This window comes from Draconibacterium mangrovi, assembly GCF_010586825.1.
In the GTDB taxonomy this organism is placed as follows: Bacteria; Bacteroidota; Bacteroidia; order Bacteroidales; family Prolixibacteraceae; genus Draconibacterium; species Draconibacterium mangrovi.
Map to the genome: position 1 here is coordinate 327,903 of NZ_JAAAGB010000003.1, position 25,997 is coordinate 353,899.

The window sequence follows — 25,997 nt, forward strand, 5'->3', positions numbered from 1 at the left end:
AATTGGAGGATAAAACATTTTTGATTTCTGGTGGTCAGCTAAAGTGATGAAAGCAAAACAGTTGTCAGTCAACTCTCCCTCACTCCCTCTCTATTGATAGAGAGGGACGATTGTGTCGAAGGCACAATCAGGGTGAGTCTGTATATTTTGAAGCAATTTTTGCTATTGAGTTCCAAAGTATCAAAAAAAAAGGCCCCGAAGGACCTCTCTAATTAGCGTTCTGTTGGCTGCTCAGGAGCATCAACCGGTTCTGCGGCTTCGGTTCTTGGGCCTCGGCCGGTGTAATCAATAATGATACGCGCGTTTTTGTACTGCCGGTAAAAATCGGGCTGAATAAACTGGAAAGGTTGAATTAATGGATCAATTTCATCCCTGAGAATATTGTTTGTTTCCCGTATCAGGCGGTCGATAGTCGCCGTTGATGCTTTTCGGCTGCTGGTAGCTACACGGTTTTGCGGAATGGAAATTTTAAAATCAGCCGTTTTTTGCTGCAAAGTATCCAGCTCCGCTTGCGTAACAAAATAAACTTCGAGTCCGGCCAAAACAGGTGTTGCCATACGAATCATGTTCGCGGCAATATCACACAATACCACATCCGAAATTTTTGCCAGTTTCGATGGCGTATACCTGGCCATTTGTTTTAAATTAATATCATCGGTAGCCGTGGCATGGGCTACCAGCGAAACTGAAATACGTAAAATCAGGTTCTCCACATCCTCACGAAGGTTTTCTTTACTGAGTGTTAAACCCGAGGTGTTCTGTTCCTGTACCTGACGATAGCTTTCCAGCTCAGCCAGGTTCGCCGCAAGCTTTTGCTGCTTCAGGAGAAGTACTTCCGACGAGGCATACAAGGAAGAGTTGCTGGTTAACACTACGTTTGTTGCTCCAAACATTCTGATCTTGTTGATCTGATTTAAAGTCATAATAGAAAATTTAAAAGTTAAACATTAGCCGGCATTAACAATGGAATGCATTAAAACCAGAGGGAATCGTAAGGGAAATAAACTCGTTTAGCGATTGTATTGTCGGGTTTTTAAAAACATTTAGTCATTGTGTAAGTAAAGGCTGTTAATTGATTTTTATACAATTTACAGTGACACACGCTATTAACAAAATATTTAAACAGTTAATTCAATCATTTTTATCTATTAATCAACCATTTGACTCGAATCAAAATCAATAAGTAATAAATTTTACAAGCAAATAAAAACCACTTATACTCATTAATTCAACTAATACGATTGGTAAAGTATAACAAGGTAAAAATTCAGTATTCTAATGGTTAAAGCCACTAGGTGTACCATCAAAACCACAATTCGTCTGGGATAAATGACCTCCGGGAGCTTTTAATCAACCTTGGGGCACTAAAAGATAACTTCGCGCTACATAAAATGTGTTTCGCACGACTGAAAGCTGACAGCGCGTCATACAAAACTGACTCCGCGTCACCTCAATCTGACTCCGCGTCAGGTAAAGAAGGCTCCGCACAACACATAACTGACAGCGCGTCATACAAAGAGGCTTCCGCGCAACCAATAGATGGCTTCGCACTACTGGAAATGTATTTCGCACTGGTAAAAATGTTCCTCTACATCATTTGTAGTTTGTCGTTAAGAAAATACAGCGTAAAAACTGAATGCCGTGAAATTGTACTATCGGAGCGACAATAAATAAGCTTAATAAGGTTTTAATCTTATTTTTACCATATAGCTACTAAGGTTATTCGTAGAAAATAAGGTTTTCTTTTGTTATAATAACCTTCAAGCGTTTCCAAAAAACCTTGAAGGTTTACCCAATAAAAGTCAATTTCAAATTGTGTCAGATCAAGAGCCCTTTGCAAATCACGTTGAAAAGTCCCCCTTTAGGGGTCAGGGGTAGCAAATACAAGTTACCGAAACAACGAAACAGCGCAAAAACAGATGACCGCAACAAAACAGTACCGACAGAGTGAATAAATAAGATTAATAAGGTTTTAATCTTATTTTACCAATTGGCTACTAAGGTTTTCCTTAGACAATAAGGTTTCTTTTATACCAACAATTTTTAAGCATTTTTCAGCCTCTAGGTGTTAAAATCATGAACAAACAATTTCAATCTTATTCGTGTAATCCATGCAATTAGTGGATAAAAAGTCCCGGCAGGAAAGAAATATTGGTAAAAACAGAATACACCATGAAATTAAGTACCGTAGGGACGACATAGCGGAAAACATGAGAGGGTTAGATGATATGACGATGAGAAAAATGAGACGGTGAGAGCGTGAGAAGAGGAGACGGTGAGACGGTGAGAGAGCGAGATTGTGAGAAACTTGACCACGGTCACAAAGTCTCAGTGTTCAATCCTTCAAATCTCAACGCCCAAAGTCCCAGTGCTCATAGTCTCAGTGCCCAAAGTCCCGGTGCTCACAGTCTAAGTGCTCGCAGTCCCATGTTACAGTGTCCACTACCATGCTAATTCGTGTAATCCGTGCAATTGGTGGACAAAACAAAAGCATTTACACCTTAACAACCCCGAGAAACAAAAAATAAAATATAACAAACTGAAAATACAATCATGACACAAAAAGTAGCCCTGATAACAGGTATCACCGGACAAGACGGAGGTTATTTAGCAGAGTACCTCTTAAAAAAAGGATATATTGTTCACGGTATCAAACGCCGTACATCACTGTTTAACACCGACCGTATTGATCACCTCTACCAGGATCCGCATGTGGAGAACCGCAACCTTATTTTACACTATGGCGACCTCACCGACAGTATGAACCTCACCAAGATCATTCAGGAGGTACAACCCGATGAGATCTATAACCTGGCAGCGATGAGCCATGTAAAAGTGAGTTTTGATACTCCTGAGTATGTAGCCAACGCCGATGGAATTGGCACATTGCGTATTCTGGAAGCTGTTCGTCTGCTTGGACTTACGGAGAAATCTCGTATTTACCAGGCATCTACTTCTGAATTGTATGGTCTGGTACAGGAAGTACCTCAGAGCGAAAAAACACCGTTCTATCCGCGCTCACCCTATGCCGTAGCAAAAATGTATGCGTACTGGATAACGGTAAACTATCGCGAGGCCTATAACATGCATGCCAGCAATGGTATACTGTTTAATCACGAAAGTCCGCAACGTGGTGAAACTTTTGTTACCCGTAAGGTAACACGTGCCATGAGCCGTATTGCCCTGGGTTTGCAGGAGAAAGTATATATGGGTAACCTGTCGAGTAAACGCGACTGGGGACATGCCAAAGACTACATCAAAGCCATGTACCTCATCCTTCAGCAGGACCAGCCGGATGATTATGTAATTGCCACAGGTATCACCACCACCATTCGCGACTTTATAAAAATGGCCGGAGCAGAAGTGGGTCTGGAAATCGTTTTCGGTGGCGAAGGAGTGAATGAAAAAGGGGTAATCACAGCGGTGGATGAAAGAATCTTCTGCGAAAAAGTCGGAGAGAAATATTTATCTGCTATCAAGGAGAAAATAGCTTCGAAAGCAGAGATCGTTGAAGTGGATCCGCAATACTTCCGCCCCACCGAAGTTGATCTGCTGATCGGTGATCCAACCAAATCACAAACCGTTCTTGGCTGGAAGCCGGAGTATGACCTGAATGGTCTGGTGAAAGATATGATGCAATCCGATATCAAATTAATGCAAAAGGACTGCTACCTGAAGGAAGGCGGATATCAAACACTGAACTACTTCGAGTAGTTTCTTGTATCCACGAATTTCGCGAATTTCACTAATGTGTTAAGAGGTAAATCAATTTATAAGATTATATTTTAATAATTAGAAAGTTGACGATTTACGGAAGAATCTATGCAACGACTGCAATGCTGTAGCTATTCAATACAGTTAAAGATTACTTTATTAATCTTAATCTAATGAAACTATTTTCGTGTAATTTGTGAAATTAGTGAATCACATAACTCACTGTCGATATGGATTTACTGGAAAACCCACCACTTTTATATAAGGAAGAAAGCTACAAAATAATTGGGGCCTGTATGGAAGTTCATAAAACTTTGGGCTGTGGATTTTTGGAAGCTGTTTATCAGGAAGCACTGGCCATTGAGTTTTCAAAACAGTGTATTCTTTTCAACAAGGAAGAAAAACTTAATATTCATTACAAAGGGGTCAGGCTAAACAAAGAATATATCGCTGATTTTATATGTTATAATTCCATTATCATCGAATTAAAAGCACTAAATAAACTAAATGGAGATCATTCAGCTCAGGTACTAAATTATTTAAAAGCTACTGGGTTTCAGTTAGGACTATTGATCAACTTTGGAAGCTCAAGTCTTCAATACAAAAGACTGGTTCTCTAATTGGTGTAATAGAAAGAATTAGTGTCATTCGTGCAATTGGTGGATAAAACAATTAAACTCTGCATTAAACAAACCGCATTGTCCACGGATTACACAGATTTCACGAAAGAGGAAATTTGCAGATGAGATAGATCGAATTTCCTAAAGTTTAATGGACGAATCAATATATTACTGAAAAAAACATCTTTGATAGACAAGGAAGAAAGCTACTGGCTTTCAGTTAGAATAATTGATCAAGTCTGGAAGCTTTAGTCTTCAATACAAAAGATTGGTGTTCTAATTCGTGAATTATCTTTAAAAATAAATTAGCGTCATTCGTGCAATTCGTGGATAAAACACTTAGCACAGTATTAAACAAACCGCATTAAGAAAGAATGAATAATAATAAAAAAGTCTTCGTCTCCGGCTGTTACGATATGTTGCACAGTGGCCATGTGGCCTTTTTTAAAGAGGCTTCAGCGTACGGTGATGTGTATGTGGGACTTGGCTCGGATAAAACAGTAGCCGACCTGAAAGGACGACACACCATTAACAGCGAGCAGGAACGTTTGTATATGGTAAAATCCGTTAAATATGTTACCGAAGCATTTGTGAACAGTGGCAGCGGTATTATGGATTTTGAAAATGAATTGATAGAACTCAAGCCCGACTACTTTGTCGTAAATGAAGATGGTTATTCACCCACAAAAAAGGAATTGTGCGATTCGCTGGGCATAGAACTGAAGGTGTTGGAGCGCATTCCTGATGCCGGATTGCCTGCGCGATCAACAACCTCAATCCGCACCGGGGATAACTGTACCCTGCCCTACCGTATCGACCTGGCAGGCACATGGATCGATCAGCCTTATGTGTCGAAATACCATCCGGGTTGGGCAATTACCTTATCGCTGGAGCCGGTTATCGAATACAACGAACGTTGCGGCATGAGCACTTCAACACGTAATGCTGCCAAGAAGATCTGGCCCTACTATCTGCCACTGGAGAAACCACAAAAGTTGGCAGAAATACTTTTTAAATTTGAAAACACGCCAGGCTCAACGCTGATATCTGGAGCACAGGATGCTATCGGGATCTGTATGCCCGGACTGGTACGTCATTATTACGACAACGCGTATTGGCCTAAACAGTTTGAGTCGGTACATGATGAAGACATACTCGACTGGCTGGAAGAACACCTGTTTATGGTGTTACTTTGGCCGCGTCCTGCAGGCACCGACCTGCTGAAAGAAACTTACATTTCAGAAGAAAATGTAAAAGCTTTGTCCAATGCTGCTGATGGTGCATGGAAAGCAATCCTCGACAAAAACTTAACAGAGTTTGCCCGGTACTTTAAACAATCATTCGAAGCACAAACAACGATGTTCCCGGCCATGCTAAATCCGGAGATTGAAAAAGTAATCGATAGCTACAAAGATCAGGCCCTGGCATGGAAACTAGCCGGAGCCGGTGGTGGTGGCTACATGATTTTGGTAGCCGACCAGCAACCTAAAGGAAGTATGAAAATAAAAATCAGGAGAAAAGAAACAGGACTGTAAGAAAGACGATGAGAGGACGAGACCTTGAGAAGATGAGACTATGAGACGGAGAGAGAGTGAGAGAGTGAGAGACGCTTTAAATAAATTCTCACAGTCTCAGTGCTCAGTGCTCAAAGTCTCAGTGCCCACAGTCTCACAGTCTCAGTGCCCACAGTCCCAAAATCTCAGCGCTCAGTGCTCAAATTCCCAAAGTCTCAGTGCTCAGTACTCAACTCTCTCAGTAAAAAACTAGTGTAATTCGTGAAATCAGTGGACCAAAAAATATAATGATGAATAAAGACGCAAAAATATACATAGCCGGACACAAAGGCCTCGTTGGCTCAGCCATTTGGAAAAACTTTCAAAACAAAGGCTACACAAATCTTATTGGCCGAAGCCTCGAAGAACTGGATTTGATGAACCAGCAGGCTGTGGCCAATTTTTTTGAACAGGAAAAACCCGAATACGTGGTTCTGGCCGCAGCAAAAGTTGGTGGAATTATTGCCAACAACACTTATCGCGGGCAATTCATCTACGAAAACCTGCAAATACAAAATAATGTCATTCACCAATCGTATGTGCATGGTGTAAAAAAACTGTTGTTTCTGGGATCCACCTGTATCTATCCAAAACAGGCCCCCCAACCCATGCCGGAGAATTGTCTGTTAACCGACACACTGGAGTATACCAATGAACCTTATGCCATTGCCAAGATCGCTGGTTTAAAAATGTGCGAATCCTATAACCTGCAGTACGGGACCAATTTTATCTCGGTAATGCCGACCAACCTGTACGGGCCAAATGATAATTTCAACCTGGAAACATCGCACGTTTTGCCGGCCATGGTTCGAAAAATCCATTTATCGAAATGCATGGAAGATAACAACTGGGATGCTATCCGTGAAGACCTGAATCGTCGCCCGGTAGAAGGAGTTAACGGTAAAGCCGATGAGAAGGATATTCTTGGAATCCTGGCCAAATACGGGATTAAGACAGAACAAACAGATACTGAAATCTCACCATCTCAAAATCCCACAATCTCACAGTCTCACGATCTCACAGTCTCGCTCCAACTCTGGGGAACCGGTAAACCAATGCGCGAATTCCTGTGGTCGGAAGATATGGCAGATGCCTGCGTGTTTCTAATGGAGAACAGGAACTTTGAGGATGTAAAAGCCGAATGTGAAGGAGCGGTGGTCAATACCCATATCAATATTGGAACAGGTAAGGAAATATCAATCAGACAGCTTTCCGAAGTTATTCAAAAGGAGATTGGTTTTCAGGGAACCATTAATTTTGACACAACAAAACCCGATGGTACCATGCGAAAACTAACCGATCCATCGAAGTTACATCGTCTCGGTTGGAAACACAATATTGAACTGAAGGAAGGTATAAAATTAATGTACGAACATTACCTGAGAGGTTAACATCCTCTCCCCCTCGTTTGCAACGAGGGGTTTACAATCGGTCGTTTGTAACGACAATTTGATAAACAATAAACGCAATACAACATTGCCGCGATTAAATAAAATATTCCTTATTCTTCCCCCTATGGGGGAAATGTCAGCGTAAGGAATGTGGGTGGTCAGACAAAGGGGGCCAATAAACCAGATCAACCAACTGATTGCGCCGCGTTTAAATGCTTCTAATTTACCCCGGTTTAAAACCCGGCCTGTCCCGACTGAGCTAGCGAGCGTCTGGAGGCCACAAATATTAAACCTCTACGAGATTAAAAATTCTAATCGGTGTAATCCGTGCGATTCGTGGATAAAAGTTCCCACCGCTGGCGCGGATTTGCAATCCGTGCTTTAGCCAATAAGGCAAAAAGAGTTTTCAGTTTTTTTAACAGTAAGACATCCCGTAAAATACCACTAACTGTTAATCCTGTAATCAGTTAGAATCAGCAACAAAACACCGGACATAAATTCACAAAGTAAAACTTGATTAAAATCAACAGCAGCCCAAATATTTTTTTCTATTTTCGTTGGCTATGAAGTTGATTGAAACAAACAGACAGACTTGATAATTGAACTATGAAATCCCGCGAAACCGAGCTTCTTTATACTTACCTGGCCTTTGATTTGTTTTTGCTGAACCTGTCTTTGGTGTTCGTAGCCTGGATCGATTTAGATATCTCGCTGCGTAATATCCGGCTGATGAGCACCTATATATTACATGGTAACCTGGCCTGGGTAATCAGCTACCTGGCATTTACCAAAAGAAACCTGTTTTTACGCGATAGCTTTGCAAACCGGATATGGCGAATAAGCAAACGTCAAGTGGTTTTTATAATAGTGGCTGCAAGTTTCAACCTCCTGTTTGTTCCATTACATCTTTCCCAGTTATTCTTTTGGAAATATGCCCTTTTGTTTTATTTCCTAAAAATTGTAGCCTACTGGCTGATATACCGCTATTTAAAATTTAAACGCGGAAAACGTTTAAATACCTTACATGCCGCTATAATAGGCCATAACGATACCGGCTTGTTGCTGCAACAAATTATTACCAGCAATCCCGGTTTAGGGTACAGCTTTTCAGGTTTTATAAGCTCAAAAGAAAATATTGAAGAAGAATACCTGGGGCATCCCGACGATCTGGAAGAACTGATCGACAAACACGATATCAATATTATATACTATACCATCTCGTTTTTTAACGGAGGAAACGCTGAAAAAAAGGGTAAGGAAGTGCTAAAAATATGCAACCGCAAAGGAGTGCGTTTAAATTTTATCCCTACCAACCAACTTTGGTTCCGGAATCGTTTTAACACCGAATCGATAGGAAATATGGTGGTTATAAACCCTCAGGAAATTCCGCTCGACAGCGTAGGTTTAAGGGTACAGAAAAGAATTTTCGACCTGGTGTTTTCATTAACGCTTTGTATCTTTCTTTTCTCCTGGTTATTTCCCATAATTGCCCTCCTTATTAAACTCGATTCCAAAGGGCCTGTTTTTTTTGTTCAGGAGCGCACAGGAATCAATAATAAAACCTTTAGGTGTTTAAAATTCAGAAGCATGAAGGTAAACAACGAGGCCAACGACAAACAGGCAACAGCCAACGACGACCGAATCACTAAATTAGGCCGCTTAATGCGCCGTACCAATATCGACGAATTGCCACAGTTTTTGAATGTATTATCAGGGCAGATGTCGGTTGTAGGGCCACGCCCGCATATGTTAAAACATACCGAAGAATATTCGTCACTTATCGATAACTACCTGGTTAGGCACTATGTAAAACCGGGAATAACAGGTTGGGCCCAGGTAAAAGGCTTACGAGGAGAGACAAAAAAGTTATCTGCCATGGAAAACCGGGTAAAAGCCGATATGGAATACATTGAAAACTGGAGATTCGCCTGGGATCTGAAAATTATATGGCAAACGGTGTTTGGCCGACATGCCTATAAAAATGCGGCATAACAAAAAGCAATAGACAAAACATGAATACGATAACCGAACCAAAAGGAGCTTTTCCCTATCAACCGCCAACTGAAGAGATAAAAAAACGATACAGGGAAATATTTGAGCTAAAGGAGCCCTTAAAAGTTCCTTTCCCAAAATTATGTTTTGATAAATTGTTGGCTTCTTTTTTCGTCTTACTGTCTTTGCCCGTATTCTTGCTTTTAGTAGTGACCAACTGGATAGAAGGTTTAGTGGTTAAAGAAAACAAAGGGCCGCTGTTTTTTTACTACTATGGGGTGAGCCGTGGAAAAAAGTTTAAGAAGTGGAAAATCCGGCTGATAAAAGAAAAATATATCGATAAAGAACTGCAGGCCAAAGGCGACTGGCATGCCTATCAGAATGAATGGATGCCGGAAGCCCGCACATTTTTAGGTCGGTTTGTAAAAAAATTTTATATTGATGAGCTGCCACAGTTCTTTCTTATTCTAAAAGGCGATATGTCGTTTGTGGGGCCCCGCCCCCTGGCAGTTCACCATTACGAAAGAGATCTGGCACAAGGGAATGTAACCCGAAAATTAGTCAGGGGTGGTTTGTTGGGTTATGGACACATTCGTAAAGGAACACCGGAATTTGGAAATCCTGTTTACGAATACGAATATATACACCGTTATCTGCACTATTCAGCTTTAAAACTTTTGTTTACCGATCTGGGGGTAATTGCAAAAGGAATGCTGGTGGTGTTAAAAGGTGGAGGCCATTAAAGAGAGGAACGCATTGTGAACGCGAAACAAAACTGAAGATGATGATTACAGCCAGTATTGTACTATATAAAACATCAATGGCAGAATTAGAAAAAGTATGTTATTCCTTATTGCAGGAAGACATCTTTTCCAAAATTATTATTGTGGATAATTCGCCTGATGACCGATTAAAAAATGTTATTCGAAACAATAAAATTGAATACATTTTTGTGGGGAAGAACCTGGGGTATGGAGCAGCACACAATATAGCCATCCGGAAGATTTTGGATAGGTCAGAATATCATCTGGCCCTAAATACCGACATTTTTTTCGCTCCGGGAGTTATTCCAAAAATAATCTCATACTTTAAAAAACATCCGAAGACCGGCTTGCTTCTGCCGAAGGTATTAAACCTTAGAGGAGAAGTACAATACCTTGCCAAACTTTTACCAACACCGTCGAACCTGATTATCCGGCTTTTTTTACCCGAGAACATATTAAAGGAGAAACGAAAAAGATACCAGTTGGCTTTTAACGGGTACAATACAACCATTGAAGCCCCTTGCCTTTCGGGATGTTTTATGTTTTTCAGAACGGAAGCCTTAAAAAAGGTAGGGCTGTTCGATGAACGTTTTTTCCTATATGCCGAAGACTTTGATCTCTCCCGGAGAATTCATGAACATTATGAGACCATTTACTACCCAAAAGTTGAGATCACCCATTATCATCACCGCCACTCCTACAAGAGTGCCCGAATGATGATGATTCATATGGTGAATACCATTCGCTATTTTAATAAATGGGGATGGTTTTATGATCCTCACAGATGGAAAACCAACAAACGAATACTACAGGAGCTGGATTATAAACTCAAACTAAAATCAAAATTAGAAGCCTTAAAACCTTCCAAAAAGAAAAAAAAGGTTTCCTGATCTGATTAGAAGAGTCACCGCTACCGCTCGAATCCTTTCGTTACTGCCCTTCGCTGGCGCGGATTTGTAATCCGTGCCTTAGCCAATAAGGCTAAAAAACAAAACAATGAGTAGGAAGTACAAGTTTCACAATCCCGATGGGATTTATTTTGTATCTTTTGCTGTAGAAGGCTGGGTAGATGTTTTTACACGCAATGAATACAAAAATATTCTTGTAGAGAACCTGAAATATTGCCAGAAATATAAAGGTCTTGAAATATTTGCCTGGGTATAATGACCAATCATTTACATCTAGTAATAAGAGTCTTCGCTGGCGCGGATTTGTAATCCGTGCCTTAGCCAATAAGGCTTAGAAACCATGCTGCCACGTGAATCCCTTCCCGTGGTTTTTGCCACATGACCGGCAAATGTATTTAAAATAGCAAAACAAATACAGTAAGCACTTTTTACCGACCATTACCAAGTTTTGAAAAAAACAGCATCCATAAAAAGGAATTTATTTCACAATAGTTTGCTCCTGTTGAGCAACTTATTGTTTCCCTTTATCAGCTTTTCCTATGCTTCGCGGGTATTGGGTCCGGAGGCTTTTGGTAAGATTCAGTTTATCCTGGTATTTGCCCAGTATTTTGTTTTACTGGCAGCCATTGGAATACCCATTTACGGCGTACGTGAAATTGCAAAAATCCGCCACGATGAAACACAAATAGGCAAAACGGTTTCCGAGCTGCTGTTTCTAAACGTTCTTAGTTCCCTTCTTTTGCTTTTGGTATACCTGGGAATTCTGTTTTTAGTTCCCTGGTTTCACGATGATCTGCAACTCTACCTGCTGGGTGGATTAATTGTTATCAGTGCCTTCTCTAACCTCGACTGGTATTACAATGGCATGGAGCAATTTCGCTTTTTATCCATGCGCTCCATTAGCATAAAAGCACTTTCTTTAGTAGCGTTGTTTGTATTTGTAAAAACAAAGGAAGATTTGCTGGTCTATTTTGCCGTGGTAATATTTTCAATTTTAGCCAATCACTTATGGAATTTATGGGGAATCAAAAATATCATCTCCTTTCATTTCAAAACACTGGAACTCAAACGTCATATTCCGGCATTGTTAACCTTGCTGGGCACTTCAGTATCCATTAGCATCTATTCGGTCATCGACACCTTGCTGCTGGGTTTTCTGGCCGACGACACGGCAGTGGGACTTTATACAGCAGCCGTAAAGATCAATAAAATTACCATTCCGGTGCTTATAGCCCTGGGTACGGTATTAATACCGCGTATTACTCAAAGCCTTGAAAGCGGCGACAAAATTCAGGTAAATAAATTGATTAACCAATCCTTTGCTTTTACCTGCTTACTGGGTGTACCTGTTAGTTTTGGGCTTTTTCTTTTTGCCAATGAGTTTATTATTTCTATTTCAGGGTTGGAATTTGCCAATGCAGTACTTACCATGAAAATTAGTGCACCTTTGGCATTGATAATAGGGATTGCCCATATTTTTGGTTTTCAACTGTTAATACCGGCCGGTTACGAACGAAAATACCTCTGGGCAACGCTTGCAGGTATGGTTGTGAGTATTGTACTTAACCTTTTGCTCATTGGCAGCTTTAAGGATAAAGGAGCAGCTGTGGCTACCGTCTCAAGCGAAATTATAGTAACCGGAATCGCCGGCTATTTTGCGTATAAATTCATAAAATTTAAACTGGTTTGGGGAATGCTGTCGAAAGCTTTTCTGTCATGTTTACTTTTTATTCCCATTGCCTATGGGGTGCGTACGGTTTCTGAGAATGAGATTATCTGCCTTCTAATTGCTGTTCCGCTGTCAGCACTGGTGTATTTTAGTATTCAGGGCTGGATATTTAAAAATCCTTTAATCGATGAAGCTTTTGTCTTTGCAAAAACAAAAGGCTGGATACCGGCTGTTTTAAGCAAGAGAAAAGGTAGGGTACAGTAGTGTAAGGACAGACAATTTCTTATAAAACATTGCTGGCGCGGATTTGCTATTCGTGCCTTAGCCAATAAGGCTAAAGAACAAAACAATGAGTAGGAAATACAAGTTTCACAATCCCGATGGGATTTATTTTGTCTCTTTTGCTGTAGAAGGATGGGTAGATGTTTTTACACGCAATGAATACAAAAATATTCTTGTGGAGAACCTGAAATATTGCCAGAAATATAAAGGTCTTGAAATATTTGCCTGGTGTATAATGACCAATCATTTACATCTAGTAATAAGAACAAAAGAAGTTGCTAGCTTATCCGATATTTTACGGGATTATAAGAAATATACCAGCAAAGCCATTAAGAGTGCTATTGTTGAGAATTTACAGGAAAGTAGAAAAGAGTGGTTACTTGAACAATTTGAAACATCCGAAGGCTTCCGTTTCTGGAGATCTGATAACAAACCAATTGAGCTATGGAGCAACACTGTAATAGATCAGAAAATAGCATATATACATCAAAATCCGGTTGAAGCAGGATTAGTCTTTAATGCTGAGGATTATGTATATAGTAGCGCTAGTGATTACGCAGGCGAAGATGGTTTGTTAGATATCATTGTTGTAAAATAGAATTACATTTAGCAATGGCACGGATTACAAATCCGCGCCAGCGGGGTGAGTCAATAAATTTTGAACCACATTTTGCTACAAATTGGTATTGGACTTTCAGAAAAAAAGTCCCGGAAGGGACGAAAGGTTGGTAAAAACATAGGGGCACAACCCCGGCATGTTAAAGCATCGTCTGTAAGGGCGATGATTTTAGAATAGAAACAACTCCCATCAAAAACAAGAAAAACAGAATATGACCTGGAAATATTATCTAATAGTAGCTTTATTGCTTGTTGTTACCGAACAAGTTGGTGCGCAAGCGCTCTCAAGCAACTTTGATCAGCTGGAAGATTATTACCGAAGAGAACAACTTTTGGGTAATATCGAGCCGGATTATTCTTTTGTCTCCTATCCCCTATTTCCTACCGAAGCTTTTGGAGTAGATGATCCACACCGGCCAATTGAAAACACAGGAAGTTTTTTTGACCGGGATGTTAATGAGCTTTTGGGTAAACGTTTGCCTTCAGATCTCTCGCTAAAGCTTCTTCCTTTGGTTTGGACCAATCAATACAATTCGCACCATCCTGAAGACTGGAACGATGGGATTATGATTCCTGCCAAAGGTTATCAGACCTTCGTGAGCGGTGGCCTCTGGTTTAATGTTGCTTTTAGCGATGATCTTCCTTCTCTTTCCATTAAAATACAACCTGAATATGTCTATGCTTCGAATCCGGATTATGATGGTTTTCCGTTAACCCGGGAAAACCCGGAGCTGGCTACTTTAAGATGGGCCCAATATTATTTTAATACCTTAAACTATATCGACCAGCCGGAGCGTTTTGGCGAAGATGCCTACAACCAATTCAACTGGGGACAAAGCAGTGTACGACTTAATTACAAATCCATTTCTCTGGGCCTTTCCAATGAAAACCTCTGGTGGGGCCCCGGCAGACGCAATAGCTTGTTAATGACCAATACGGCGCCCGGTTTTCGTCATTATACTTTAAATACCACACGTCCGATTCAGACACCTGTGGGTTCCTTTGAAGGACAAATTATAATTGGGAATCTAAAGGCTTCGGGATACCCGCCTCCCAATACCGAGGCAAAAGACCATAACGGCATTGGCTTTTATTCGCCCAAACGGCAAGACGACCGATATTTTAACGGCATGATCCTGAATTACAGCCCCAAGTGGGTAGAAGGCCTTCACCTGGGCTTAATCCGTAGTTTCCAGATGTATAAGATCGATATGGACGACTCCTTCAATGCCTATTTGCCCGTTTTTAGTCCTTTCAGTCAAAAAGGGATAGAGAAACAAGCGGGAGATACCGAAGAGGGCGAATTGAGTAACTACCAGAAAAGAGACGCCTACTACTCGTTTTTTATGCGTTATGTCTGGCCCAAAGCTCATGTTGAAATATATGCGGAATATGGCCTGGCCGATAATCATTGGGACGGAAGAGATTTTATTGTGGAGATGGAACATTCAAGGGCCTTTAATTACGGGTTCAGAAAACTAATTGACCTCCCTTCGGAGGACCAGGTGATTCAGGTGGGTATGGAAATCACTCATTTGGCGAAAAATCCAACCTCAGTATCAAGAGGTCCTCAGGGAGTTTACCAACAGGGCAGCAAAACCTGGTACACCGGCGTTGGCGTCCGGCAGGGTTATACCCACCAGGGGCAACTGCTAGGTGCAGGAATCGGACCGGGTAGTAACTTACTGAGTTTAAATGTGGGCTGGAACAAAGGTTTAAAAGGGATTGGACTTCAGCTGGAACGGTATGCCCACAACGAAGATTTTCACAATGAAATCATAAAGGATATACGAATGCACTGGGTCGACCTGGCAGCCGGATTAAACGGAAGTTGGGATTACAAGAACCTCTTGTTTTCGCTGAATTTAAAATTTGTAGGTGCCAAAAACTATCAATGGGAGTATGACTTTAACTGGAACGAATACTGGGATAACAGTCGTGGCGAAGATGTGTTTAATTTCCATAGTAAGTTGGGAATTATGTATCGTTTCTAGTATCTGAGCAAAAGCCTTGCAAGCTACGAGCCACTAGTCACTAGCCACGAGTTACGAGTTTGGATCCTGTACAAAGGCAAAAAAGATCTAAAGGATTTCACCACAGAGTTACTCCGAGAAATCAAAGAGTTTCACAGTGAATAAGATACAAAGTTAAGAACTACAATTTATCAGTTTTACAATTCTTTAGTACCAAGAATCCAGTATCCAGAATCAAGGCAAAAGGATAAAGTAAAAAGCGTTTCAAGCTCCGAGCCGCTAGCTACGAGTTACGAGTTTGTATCCAGCATCAAGCATCAAGTATCCAGCATCAAGTATCCAGAATCCAGTATCCAGTATCAAACATCAAGTATCTCATATCATGTACACAAAATATAAACACCTACTTTTCTTCTCCCTACTATTCTTTATTGGCGCGGAGAGTAGTTGGGCGCAGTCCTTATCCCTAAATAAACAAAACCTGAACGATTATTACCGTCGTCAACAGTTGCTGGGCAATGTGGATCCGACCTTATCTTTCACCTCCCGGCCTTTGTTTTCAGAAGCACTGGATACTGATAATATTTTCGATCCTGAAAATACATTGGAAAATTCCAGTCTAACCAATTTTAACAGCACCTTTACCTTTCACAAAGGAAGGGGGAAATTCACCCTGCTTCCCGTGAGTATACTGAACCAGTACAACAGCCATCATCCGGAGGGCATTAACGATGGTTCGATGATTCCGGCCCGGGGAGCACAAATGCGCGCCGACCTGGGATTCTATTTTAAATACAGCCTGCTGAGTATAAACTTTAATCCGGAATTGGTGTATGCCCACAATAAATTATACGATGGTTTCCCCTCCGGCTATACAACCTCTTTGAATCTGCAATTTCCCAACTCAAAAGGAACAATTGATTTACCGGAACGTATCGGTGGTTTTCATTACACAAAGTTTCTGTTAGGTCAAAGTAGCGTGCGTTTAACGTATAAGCCCATCTCCATTGGGCTGTCGAACGAAAACCTATGGTGGGGACCGGGTTATAAAAACTCCCTGCTCATGACCAACTCGGCAACCGGTTTTTTACACCTGACCTTAAATACGGTGCGCCCCGTAAAAACACCGATTGGTTCTTTCGAAGGACAGCTTATTGCAGGAAAACTTGAAGAATCGGGATATACCGAAGGATTGCCGGATGACTGGCGCTATTTAAATGCTATGGTTTTAAGCTACCAACCCCGCTGGGTGCCCGGTTTGTTTTTGGGCTTTACACGAAGTTTTCAAATCTACTCGGAAGATATGGGCTCAGGATTTTCTGATTATCTGCCGGTACTTAGTTTGCTTTCCAAAAGTTCTGGCGGTTCCAATGAAGAGGTAGACAGTCAGCGACAGGATCAACTTATTTCGCTTTTTGCCAGATGGCTTTTCCCTGAATCGAATGCCGAAATTTATTTTGAATATGGCCGCGAAGACCATTCCTGGGACATGCGTGATTTTTTGATGGAACCAACGCATACTTCCGCTTATATTCTTGGAGCACATAAATTACTGGGCTTTAAAGGAGATCGTTATTTCCAGGTACGGGGAGAAATTACCCAAATGGCTTTAAGTCAGACAACATTGAATAGAAACCGTGACTATACAAATCCTTTAGCTAACGCCTGGTATTACCATCATCAGGTTAAACATGGTTATACCCATAAAGGACAATTAGTGGGTGCAGGAATTGACCCCGGGAGCAACACCCAAACTCTTGAAATTAGTTGGAACAGAGAAATTAAACAAGTAGGTATTGAATTCGAACGTTATGTGCACAATAATAATTTTTGGTACGAATCCATTAAAGATTTCCGGGCCAACTGGGTGGATTTAAGCACTTCGGTTTTTGCCAACTGGGATTATAAAAACTTTTTGGTATATGGAAAAATAAAGCTGGTTAGCAGCAGAAACTACCAATGGTTGTACGAGCCCACTTGGGCCGAAGTACAGGCCGATTACTGGACACACCCCAACAACACCTTTAACCTGCATACGCAATTTGGTGTATCCTACCGATTCTGATACTATAATTAAACCATAAGACTAGCTTATTAGCAAACTAAAAAAACGACCAACATTATACCAATTCGCCAATGCAGATCTCCCCGTTAATTTCAATTATCGTTCCTTGTTACAATCAAGGTAAATATCTGACTGAGTGTCTCGCAAGTGTTCATTCACAAAGCTATGATAATTACGAGATTGTTGTAGTAAACGATGGAAGTACGGACTCGCAAACCAACAAAACAGTACGCGGGATTTCGCACACCCGGATAAAAGTACTGGAAACAAAAAACCAAGGCGTTTCCGCTGCCCGTAACCTGGGAATTAAAAAATCGACAGGTAAGTACATTTTACCTTTGGACGCAGACGATAAAATTGGTGCCGATTTTATTCAGAAAGCCGTTGAAATTCTGGAAAAGAACGATGAAATTAAAGTGGTAAATTGCAAAGTCACACTTTTTGGGGCAAAAAAAAGTATTTTACCTGTTGAAACCTATTCCTTGGAGAAGCTGCTGGCAAGAAACTTTATAGTGGTTTCAGCCATTTTCCGAAGGTCAGATTTTGACCAAACAAAGGGATACAACCCAAATATGAGAGAAGGTTTTGAGGACTGGGATTTTTGGATAACGTTGCTAAAAAACGGAGGTGCTGTACATACCTTAAATGACACCGGCTTTTTTTATCGGATTAAAAGAAGTTCAAGAAATGCTTCCGTACTCTCACGTAGAGAACATTTGCGTAAACTGAGGCATCAAATTTATTTGAATCACCAGGACATTTATTCTCAACATTTACTGGATCCCCAGGAATCTTTTGAATATGAACTAATTACTCAGTCACGCGAGTACAAACTGGGCGTACTTTTGCTTCGACCTATTCGTGCAATTTTCAAGTTACTAAATTGATTCATTCTCTAATTCATAATTACAAAAAGTATTATTCAACATTACTAAATCTATTGATAGTATTGTTGTTTGTGGATGCAATCATTGATCCGAATAATCGGGTTTTGCATTTAAAATACGTATTATTTGGACTGGTAATTTTAATTTGGGGTTCAGGGAAACTTTTTGAGCGTTTAGAACTACCTCCAAGGCGGCTTATCTATATCATACTGTTTGTTTCGTTTTTTATGCCTTTTTATGCTTTGTCAATGGGGCTCATTAATAACTTCTTACAAAATACAGACCTACAAGCTATTGTATATTTTAATTCATTTTTCTTTTTCCTGTTGATATTTATAATATATGATACAGGTTTTGATTTAACTAAAGTTATAAATCGATCAACACTATTAATAATAGTAATTACGCTGGGTATATATTGTTTTTTTATTTTACAACCTTCGATGTATCTGGTTCTTACCAAATATTTGGTAATCGATAAAAACATTGCAGTTTTTGGTTTAAGAAAATATGGACCAATCACGATGCTAATGATCTACTTCAGAACATCTCCTTTGCTCGTATTTCCTCTGGCTTATTTCCTTCAACGCATATTGATGGATAAAACCAGTAAGGCCCGTTTTATACACTATTTTATATTAATTGCCATAACTGTGACATTATTCCTTTCAGGTACAAGAGCAAACCTGGTATCGCTTCTTTTTATTATCCTGTTCTATGTATGTTTATGGACTTTTAAAAAATCAAAGCCTGCTTTTATTTTATTGACGATAGTACTTTCTCTGGTATTTATATACGAGGTTTCAACTATTCTTACCATACTTTTTGATAAGAGCGAAATATCCAACTCCGTAAAACTTGGACATTTCGAATCCTATTTGGAGTATTTTTCAGAAAATGGCTTACAATTATTTTTTGGGCAAGGTTTTGGAGGAGCTTTTTATTCGTCAGGATTCAATAAGCTTACAACAGTAACGGAACTTACCTATCTGGAGACTATCAGAGTATGGGGGCTGCCGATCACTTTCATATTTATTTTGATTTTAATACTCCCAATCATAAAAGATATAAGGGATAAAAATTTTAGTTCGGTTTCAGTTGCCTATATAGCCTATCTTTTTATCGCCGGTACAAATCCTTTTTTATTCAGTTCTACGGGTATGATGGTACTGGTTTATGTCTTTTCCAGGTCATTTATGGTAACGAATAGCGAAAACAGGATTGTTGTAAATGGAGTTAAATAGATTTAAAACAGTTTTAGCAAACATTAGTAATACATGAGAATTACAAAGTTAGATGGATTACGAGGCATCTTCTGTTTGATGATTATTCTTTTTCACTATAAAGAAGATTTTCTGCCATCATACCTATACAACAACTTTTTCATTCGTGAGTCTTATCTCGCTGTCGATTTCTTTTTTGTATTATCCGGCTTTGTAATTTCTTATAATTACAACACTATAAAAACAATAGGGGAATTTATTACTTATATCAAAAAACGTTTTATCCGGCTCTATCCTCTCCTTCTTTTCTCAACAACGGCTTTTTTTCTGACCGATCTTTTTTTCAATTATTTCTTACCAACGTATATTTCAACTGTCGAACCATTCTATGCACTGTTTAAAAAATATTTGGATACCATAGCTTTTACCAATTCCACTCCTATTCTTGGAAATACTTTTGGAATGAATCCTCCTTCCTGGTCAATTTCAGCCGAAATGATTTCATATATTATCTTTGGTTTTTCAATGGTATTCATCCCAAAAAAATATACCAGACCTTTTTTAATGACTATAATAATACTCAGTGCAGTTTTCCTGATTATAAATGGTTGGTTATTCGAAATTAAAGGCGATTTAAGTTTTCTGAGAGGTTTTATTTCATTTAATATCGGGTACTTTGTGTGGTTGTTTTCATTAAAAAAATTCAAAATAAACAACTCACTTGAGTTTATTCTGCCAATACTATTCTTGTTCCTACTATTTATATCATTTAACGTAACAGGTCTAAGTAAAAATATAGTTAGCTATGCAATAATTCCCCTGTATTTTGGATTTTCAGTATTAACTTTTCTAAAAACAGATGGTGTTCTAAGTAAGTTGCTTGAATCAAAACCCCTGAAGTTTCTGGGCGATATATCCTATTCCATCTACTTAAATCATTTTATCATTTTGATTTTGGTTCCTGAAGGAATTGTTACTTTTTTAGGCTTAAGCAAAACAAACTTTCATCTGATTTTAATATTCATAATTTCGGTTACATTGATAATTCTTTATAGTTTCTTTACCTATAAAGTTGTTGAATCGCGTGGAGCTTCTTATTTAAAAAAGAAGTTATTGTAGTAAATATAAAATAGAACAACCTTGGTCGATATCTTATTATCAACTTTTAATGGTCGATCTTATCTCCCGGATCTTCTTAAATCTTTGCAAAGCCAAACATTTACTGATTGGCGATTAATTGTCAGAGATGATGGTTCTACGGACGAGACTCTTTCAATGTTAAAGCATTTTAAGGAAACCCATCCGAAAAAAATAATCATCGTTGATGAGAAGATAAAAAACCTGGGGCCAATGCGAAGTTTTGAAAAACTGATGGAATACAGTTCTGCTGAATATATCATGTTTTGCGATCAGGATGATGTATGGTTACCCCATAAAATAGAAGAATCGTTAGCTTGTATTCAGCAACTGGAGCAGAATAACCCCCATAAAGCGGCATTGGTTTTTAGCGATCTGGAAGTAGTGGATGAACAATTAAATACAATCAGTTCATCGTTCTGGAACTATTCAAAGGTGAATCCTGACAATGTATACAATTGTTACAGGTTATTGATTAATAATCCGGCTCCGGGCTGCACTTTTATCATGAATAAGAAGGTGAAACCTCTGGTTCTGCCCTTCCCTGAACAGGCCCGAATGCACGACTGGTGGATTGTATTAAAAGTCGCCGAATCAGGAGTAATTGATTACCTTAAAAAGCCGGGCTTACTATACCGGCAACACAAAAAAAATAAAGTAGGTGCTGAGGCGATTAAAAACACTTACCTGTTATCGCGTATGGCCAGTTTTTCGCTCACTATAAAAAGAAATAAGGAAAGCTGGCAGATGATGAAATGTTTGTCGAACAAATATTCACTCCTTAAACTTTTCTATTACAAACTGCGCATATCGCTAGCTAAACTCCTCTGACAAAATGGTTATTTCGGTCTGTATACCAACATATAACGGCGGACGCTACATAAAGCAACAGCTCGATTCGATTCTTAACCAGAGCCGGGCTATTGATGAGATTATTATTTCTGATGATTCGTCAACCGACCAAACGGTTGAAATTATCAGGTCGTATAACAATCCCAAAATAAGACTATTTGAAAAGCAGCGTTTTGCCAACCCAATATTTAACCTCGAATTTGCATTAAAACAAGCTAAAGGCGACTATATTTTTTTAGCCGATCAGGACGATATTTGGATGCCCGACAAAGTAGAAATTCTGGTAAATGAATTGGCAAAAAGTAAACTTGTAATTTCGGATGGAGTGATAATAAACCGGGAAGGAAAAGGAATTGCTTCATCAATATTCGAAATCTATAACTCGCGAAAGGGCTTTTTAAAAAACCTCACAAAAAATTCCTACATGGGTTGTTGTTTGGCTTTTCATAAGGATTTATTGCCGATTGTCCTCCCCTTCCCGAAAAAAATTGCCATGCACGATTTATGGATCGGGCTAAATGCGGAACTTTATACTAACCCGATATTCTGCCCCGCCAAACTGGTGAAATACAGAAGGCATGACAAGAACAAAACGCCACTGGACGCCCATACCAACACAAATTCGCTGTTTTATAAAATAGCCTTTCGGCTTACCATACTTTTGCTTCTCGTTGCGCGATTTGTGCGACGAAAAACAAAATTAAGATAGAGTCGTTTAGGCTATAAAATCAGACTTCGACAACGCTCAGTCTGACAGTCACCCTGAGCGTAGTCGAAGGGTGACTATCAACCGGGTTCTAATAAGTATTACCGAACAAAACGAAATAAAAAAAGACACGCTATAGAACAAAAATGGAAACGCCTCGTGTAGTTATACTAATTCTGAATTATAATTCGTGGAAAGCCACTGTTGGCTACATCCGGCAATTAAAACAACAACAGGGTATTCAGCTTTCCATTTTGGTAGTCGACAACTGTTCAACCGACAATTCTTACAATGCTCTGGTTCAACATCTACAAGATGAAGAACAAGTAGAAATCATACAATCGGAATACAATGGTGGCTATGCTTACGGAAATAATTTTGGCTTAAAATACCTTCAGAAAAAAATACAGGAAAACACCTTTGTTGTGATAAGCAACAACGATATTTCAATCGATAATCCGAAGCTATTACAACAACTCGTTAACTACTACAAGCAATGTAACGACATTGCTTTTATTTCACCACTCATGCATATGGATGGCCAACCTGCCCGTAACGCTGCCTGGAAAATTCCGGGATTAACTTATGATATCAGTACTGTAGTTGGATTTAACAGGGCAAAAGCCAACGAGGCCGTTTATTACGACCTCCCTTTGCAACAGGAACTAATGCCTGTAGATTGCCTTACCGGCTCTTTTTTCATGGGCAAGCTGGAAACTTTTGCCCAATTAAACTATTTCGACGAACGTACTTTTTTGTATGAAGAGGAACGTATATTGGGGCTAAAAGTAAAAAAAGCCGGGCTTAAGAATTACCTCGCACTGCAGCTAAAATTTTATCACGAGCATTCCGCTGTTATCAGCAAAGAAATGAATCAGCTGGCGCAAATCCGTCATCTATTCAATAGCAGAATCGTTTTTAATCAATACCACGCCAATACAAATATCGTTCTGCTTACCTTTTTAAAAGTATTTTACGCGCTTTTTATTTTTGCCAAAAAGCTACAATCAAAATTTAGAAAGCGCAGCTAAATTTCGAATTCTTATGAAGAACTGCACTGGATGACTTTATTGAAATAAGATTTTATTACTTTTATTGCTCAATATTTACACATACTGTACATTATTTAATACCTAAAACATAAGCTATATCTATGAGATTCAATATCGTTAAATATTCCTGCTTCATTCTACTATTCCTGTTTCTAATGCCGGGGAAACTACTGGCCCAGAACCTGAACCCGATGGAGCAAAATGTCTCAGATATAAAATCGAGCCAGATTTCGGATGCCCAAATGCGGGTTATCATGCAACGTGCGATTGAGTCGGGCCTGACACCCGACCAAATCGAATCTTTAGCCCGGTCGAGGGGAATGAATGAGAGCGAAATTGAGAAATTTAAAGAACGCGCTGAACGTCTGTACGATAACAAGTTAATGGAGGATGGCAGCAAGGGTGTAAAAATAAACACCCGCCCAACGGTGGAGTATCCTGAAAGCCTGGAAGAACGACTTTCCTACGCCACAAAAACGCAATCAAGCGATAATTTTGGTTTTTCCCTGTTTAAAAATACCGACCTTACCTTCGAACCCAGCTTTAATGTTTTAACGCCGCGCGATTATTTAATTGGCCCAGGCGACCTGGTGAACATCGACGTTTGGGGCGCATCGCAACACAGTTACCAGGAAGTGGTTTCAAACGATGGAAGTATAATTATTTCGAATATTGGTCCCGTATTTTTAAGTGGAATGACCACAGAAGATGCCGGGAAAAAACTGGAAACAATTTTAGGCCAGATTTACTCCGGACTAAAGGATGGGAAAACCTCAATGAAAGTCACACTCGGTGCTGTACGGAGTATCCAGATAAATATTGTGGGCGAAGTCGTTTTACCCGGAACTTACAATATTTCGGCAATGGCAACGGCTTTTAACGCCATGTACATAGCCGGAGGTCCTGCGGAAAATGGTTCAATCCGGGATGTACAGATAATACGTGACAATAAAATTGTTGCAAACATCGACTTTTACGAATACTTAATAAATGCCAAACAATCCAATAACATCCGTTTGCAGGATCAGGATATCATTTTCATCCCTCCTTATGAAAACCGTGTAAGGATAAACGGAGAAGTGAAACGCCCCATGGCCTTCGATATCAAACCCGACGAATCGTTGGAAGAATTAATTGATTTTGCAGGAGGATTTACCGGAAATGCATACACTGAAAGGGTTAAGATCCTGCGAAAAACAGGCAAAGAAAAGCGCATATTAGACATTGCCACGGATTATTTAGATGCCATTCGCCTGGAGAATGGTGACGAAGTGCAAATTGATGCGGTTTTAAATCGATTTGAAAACCGGGTATTTATTTCGGGAGCGGTATTTCGCCCGGGCACTTATGCCATCAACGAAGGAACCACAATAAAAGAATTAATAGACAAAGCCGAAGGTTTACGCGAAGATGTATTTAAAGACCGCATCTCTGTTTTCCGTTTACAAGACGATCTCACGAGGGAGCATATTGCCGTTGATTTGAATAATTTATTGGCTTCCAATCTCGATTTTACCCTGCAACGTGAAGACTCTGTTCATATCCCTTCGATCCACGATTTGCGCGAAACACGCACGATACAAATTGAAGGCGAAGTAAAACTACCTGGAATTTATCCCTACTCCGAAAATACAACAGTTGAAGATTTTATTATTCAGGCCGGAGGTTTATTGGAAACGGCTTCTACAGCAAATATTGAGATTGCCAGACGGGTGCAAAACGACACCTCAACAGTTACTTCGGTAAAACTTGCTGATGTAATTAAATTCCCAATCGATAAATCCCTGGCGCTAAGTGACGAAGCATCCAATTTTGTATTAAAACCTTTCGATCAGGTGTTTATTCGCAAATCTCCTGCCTATATTCCGCAAATGCTGGTTAGTATTAACGGCGAAGTTAACTTCCCCGGGAAATACTCTATAACTTCCCGTACGGAACGAATCTCCGATTTAATAAAAAGGTCGGGCGGTATTACCACAGAGGCTTATATTAACGGTGCCAGCTTAATTCGGAAAAGAACCCCGAACAAAACCCTGACGGACAAAGCTATTGACAACATTACAATGGAAAAAGAATCATCGAACAATATTAATATCATCCGAAACGAATTTGATATCATTGCAGTTGACCTCTCAAGTATTCTCTCCAATCCGGGTGGAAAAAGCGATTTACTTCTGCAGGAAGGAGATTCAATACGCATATTAAAATCGTTACAAACCATTAAAGTTAGTGGCTCGGTTTACAATCCCAATGTAGTTCCTTTCGACGAATCGCTTAAGGTGAAACAATACCTGGCGAATGCCGGAGGTTTAACAAAAAGATCAAAACCAGGCCACATTTATGTGGTTTACGCAAATGGCTCAGTAAGAAAGACTGACAAAACGTTATTTGGTCGTAAGTACCCCGAATTACAGGCAGGAGCAGAAATAATTGTTCCAAGTAAAGGCGAACGAAGAAAACTTTCTCAGACAGGTGCCATTTCGTTAGCCGCCTCGCTGTCTCTTATTGTTGTTGCCCTGATCAATGGCATGTAATAACCGTAAGTACCCATAATAATCAAAGAAATTATTGATGTTACAAGTTCACTGTAA

General features: G+C 39.8%; 20 protein-coding genes. 19 read left to right on the forward strand and 1 reads right to left on the reverse strand.

Going from position 1 to position 25,997, the window contains the following annotated elements; genetic code table 11:
- Window positions 1–212: 212 nt before the first annotated feature.
- Window positions 213–923 (reverse strand): hypothetical protein, encoded by a 711-nt coding sequence (locus G4420_RS10825; RefSeq protein ID WP_163323661.1) that lies wholly within the window; start codon window positions 921–923, stop codon window positions 213–215.
- 1,630 nt (window positions 924–2,553) lie between these two features.
- Here G4420_RS10825 and gmd point away from each other — a divergent pair.
- The 19 genes from gmd to G4420_RS10920 all read left to right on the forward strand — a co-directional run bounded on the left by gmd (window position 2,554) and on the right by G4420_RS10920 (window position 25,940).
- Window positions 2,554–3,714 carry a GDP-mannose 4,6-dehydratase gene (gmd, locus tag G4420_RS10830; RefSeq protein WP_163323662.1) on the forward strand — a complete coding sequence of 387 codons (1,161 nt, stop codon included), beginning with the start codon at window positions 2,554–2,556 and terminating at the stop codon, window positions 3,712–3,714.
- Between the two features lie 230 nt (window positions 3,715–3,944).
- Window positions 3,945–4,334 (forward strand): GxxExxY protein, encoded by a 390-nt coding sequence (locus G4420_RS10835; protein WP_163323663.1) that lies wholly within the window; start codon window positions 3,945–3,947, stop codon window positions 4,332–4,334.
- A gap of 374 nt (window positions 4,335–4,708) precedes the next feature.
- Complete coding sequence (locus G4420_RS10840) at window positions 4,709–5,869, forward strand: adenylyltransferase/cytidyltransferase family protein (protein WP_163323664.1); 1,161 nt, start codon at window positions 4,709–4,711, stop codon at window positions 5,867–5,869.
- Window positions 5,870–6,138: 269 nt separating this feature from the next.
- The gene (locus G4420_RS10845; protein ID WP_163323665.1) at window positions 6,139–7,278 is read left to right on the forward strand and encodes a GDP-L-fucose synthase family protein; all 1,140 of its coding nucleotides are present in this window, start codon (window positions 6,139–6,141) and stop codon (window positions 7,276–7,278) included.
- Between the two features lie 606 nt (window positions 7,279–7,884).
- A complete protein-coding gene (locus tag G4420_RS10850; RefSeq protein ID WP_163323666.1) occupies window positions 7,885–9,270 on the forward strand; it encodes an exopolysaccharide biosynthesis polyprenyl glycosylphosphotransferase in 1,386 nt (461 codons plus the stop codon).
- Between the two features lie 20 nt (window positions 9,271–9,290).
- Window positions 9,291–10,013, forward strand: a complete 723-nt coding sequence (locus G4420_RS10855) for a sugar transferase (RefSeq protein WP_163323667.1) — start codon at window positions 9,291–9,293, stop codon at window positions 10,011–10,013.
- Window positions 10,014–10,090: 77 nt separating this feature from the next.
- A complete protein-coding gene (locus G4420_RS10860; protein WP_204273655.1) occupies window positions 10,091–10,924 on the forward strand; it encodes a glycosyltransferase family 2 protein in 834 nt (277 codons plus the stop codon).
- A 106-nt stretch (window positions 10,925–11,030) separates the two neighbouring features.
- The gene (locus G4420_RS10865; protein ID WP_204273656.1) at window positions 11,031–11,198 is read left to right on the forward strand and encodes a hypothetical protein; all 168 of its coding nucleotides are present in this window, start codon (window positions 11,031–11,033) and stop codon (window positions 11,196–11,198) included.
- A gap of 192 nt (window positions 11,199–11,390) precedes the next feature.
- Window positions 11,391–12,875, forward strand: coding sequence for a flippase (locus tag G4420_RS10870; protein ID WP_262888323.1), 1,485 nt, complete (start codon window positions 11,391–11,393; stop codon window positions 12,873–12,875).
- 85 nt (window positions 12,876–12,960) lie between these two features.
- Window positions 12,961–13,491 (forward strand): REP-associated tyrosine transposase, encoded by a 531-nt coding sequence (locus G4420_RS10875; RefSeq protein ID WP_163323670.1) that lies wholly within the window; start codon window positions 12,961–12,963, stop codon window positions 13,489–13,491.
- Window positions 13,492–13,723: 232 nt separating this feature from the next.
- Window positions 13,724–15,505, forward strand: coding sequence for a capsule assembly Wzi family protein (locus G4420_RS10880; RefSeq protein ID WP_163323671.1), 1,782 nt, complete (start codon window positions 13,724–13,726; stop codon window positions 15,503–15,505).
- A gap of 361 nt (window positions 15,506–15,866) precedes the next feature.
- The gene (locus G4420_RS10885) at window positions 15,867–17,549 is read left to right on the forward strand and encodes a capsule assembly Wzi family protein (protein WP_163323672.1); all 1,683 of its coding nucleotides are present in this window, start codon (window positions 15,867–15,869) and stop codon (window positions 17,547–17,549) included.
- A gap of 71 nt (window positions 17,550–17,620) precedes the next feature.
- Window positions 17,621–18,436: a glycosyltransferase family 2 protein gene (locus G4420_RS10890; protein ID WP_163323673.1), complete on the forward strand. Its 816-nt coding sequence runs from the start codon at window positions 17,621–17,623 to the stop codon at window positions 18,434–18,436.
- A gap of 71 nt (window positions 18,437–18,507) precedes the next feature.
- Entirely contained in the window at window positions 18,508–19,680 is a 1,173-nt protein-coding gene (locus G4420_RS10895) for a hypothetical protein (RefSeq protein ID WP_163323674.1), read from the forward strand.
- Between the two features lie 33 nt (window positions 19,681–19,713).
- Window positions 19,714–20,778 (forward strand): acyltransferase family protein, encoded by a 1,065-nt coding sequence (locus G4420_RS10900; protein WP_163323675.1) that lies wholly within the window; start codon window positions 19,714–19,716, stop codon window positions 20,776–20,778.
- A 21-nt stretch (window positions 20,779–20,799) separates the two neighbouring features.
- Window positions 20,800–21,627, forward strand: a complete 828-nt coding sequence (locus G4420_RS10905; RefSeq protein WP_163323676.1) for a glycosyltransferase family 2 protein — start codon at window positions 20,800–20,802, stop codon at window positions 21,625–21,627.
- 4 nt (window positions 21,628–21,631) lie between these two features.
- Window positions 21,632–22,357 (forward strand): glycosyltransferase family 2 protein, encoded by a 726-nt coding sequence (locus tag G4420_RS10910; RefSeq protein ID WP_163323677.1) that lies wholly within the window; start codon window positions 21,632–21,634, stop codon window positions 22,355–22,357.
- Between the two features lie 143 nt (window positions 22,358–22,500).
- Entirely contained in the window at window positions 22,501–23,385 is an 885-nt protein-coding gene (locus tag G4420_RS10915) for a glycosyltransferase (protein WP_163323678.1), read from the forward strand.
- Window positions 23,386–23,507: 122 nt separating this feature from the next.
- On the forward strand, window positions 23,508–25,940 hold the full coding sequence (locus G4420_RS10920; RefSeq protein WP_163323679.1) for an SLBB domain-containing protein: 2,433 nt from the start codon (window positions 23,508–23,510) through the stop codon (window positions 25,938–25,940).
- Window positions 25,941–25,997: the final 57 nt, after the last annotated feature.

What these genes read in the sequence shown, in the direction of transcription:
- G4420_RS10825 (WP_163323661.1), bottom strand. Translation starts at nt 923, where the DNA reads ATGACTTTAAATCAGATCAACAAGATCAGAATGTTTGGAGCAACAAAC.
- gmd (WP_163323662.1), top strand. Translation starts at nt 2,554, where the DNA reads ATGACACAAAAAGTAGCCCTGATAACAGGTATCACCGGACAAGACGGA.
- G4420_RS10835 (WP_163323663.1), top strand. Translation starts at nt 3,945, where the DNA reads ATGGATTTACTGGAAAACCCACCACTTTTATATAAGGAAGAAAGCTAC.
- G4420_RS10840 (WP_163323664.1), top strand. Translation starts at nt 4,709, where the DNA reads ATGAATAATAATAAAAAAGTCTTCGTCTCCGGCTGTTACGATATGTTG.
- G4420_RS10845 (WP_163323665.1), top strand. Translation starts at nt 6,139, where the DNA reads ATGAATAAAGACGCAAAAATATACATAGCCGGACACAAAGGCCTCGTT.
- G4420_RS10850 (WP_163323666.1), top strand. Translation starts at nt 7,885, where the DNA reads ATGAAATCCCGCGAAACCGAGCTTCTTTATACTTACCTGGCCTTTGAT.
- G4420_RS10855 (WP_163323667.1), top strand. Translation starts at nt 9,291, where the DNA reads ATGAATACGATAACCGAACCAAAAGGAGCTTTTCCCTATCAACCGCCA.
- G4420_RS10860 (WP_204273655.1), top strand. Translation starts at nt 10,091, where the DNA reads ATGGCAGAATTAGAAAAAGTATGTTATTCCTTATTGCAGGAAGACATC.
- G4420_RS10865 (WP_204273656.1), top strand. Translation starts at nt 11,031, where the DNA reads ATGAGTAGGAAGTACAAGTTTCACAATCCCGATGGGATTTATTTTGTA.
- G4420_RS10875 (WP_163323670.1), top strand. Translation starts at nt 12,961, where the DNA reads ATGAGTAGGAAATACAAGTTTCACAATCCCGATGGGATTTATTTTGTC.
- G4420_RS10880 (WP_163323671.1), top strand. Translation starts at nt 13,724, where the DNA reads ATGACCTGGAAATATTATCTAATAGTAGCTTTATTGCTTGTTGTTACC.
- G4420_RS10885 (WP_163323672.1), top strand. Translation starts at nt 15,867, where the DNA reads ATGTACACAAAATATAAACACCTACTTTTCTTCTCCCTACTATTCTTT.
- G4420_RS10890 (WP_163323673.1), top strand. Translation starts at nt 17,621, where the DNA reads ATGCAGATCTCCCCGTTAATTTCAATTATCGTTCCTTGTTACAATCAA.
- G4420_RS10900 (WP_163323675.1), top strand. Translation starts at nt 19,714, where the DNA reads ATGAGAATTACAAAGTTAGATGGATTACGAGGCATCTTCTGTTTGATG.
- G4420_RS10910 (WP_163323677.1), top strand. Translation starts at nt 21,632, where the DNA reads ATGGTTATTTCGGTCTGTATACCAACATATAACGGCGGACGCTACATA.
- G4420_RS10915 (WP_163323678.1), top strand. Translation starts at nt 22,501, where the DNA reads ATGGAAACGCCTCGTGTAGTTATACTAATTCTGAATTATAATTCGTGG.
- G4420_RS10920 (WP_163323679.1), top strand. Translation starts at nt 23,508, where the DNA reads ATGAGATTCAATATCGTTAAATATTCCTGCTTCATTCTACTATTCCTG.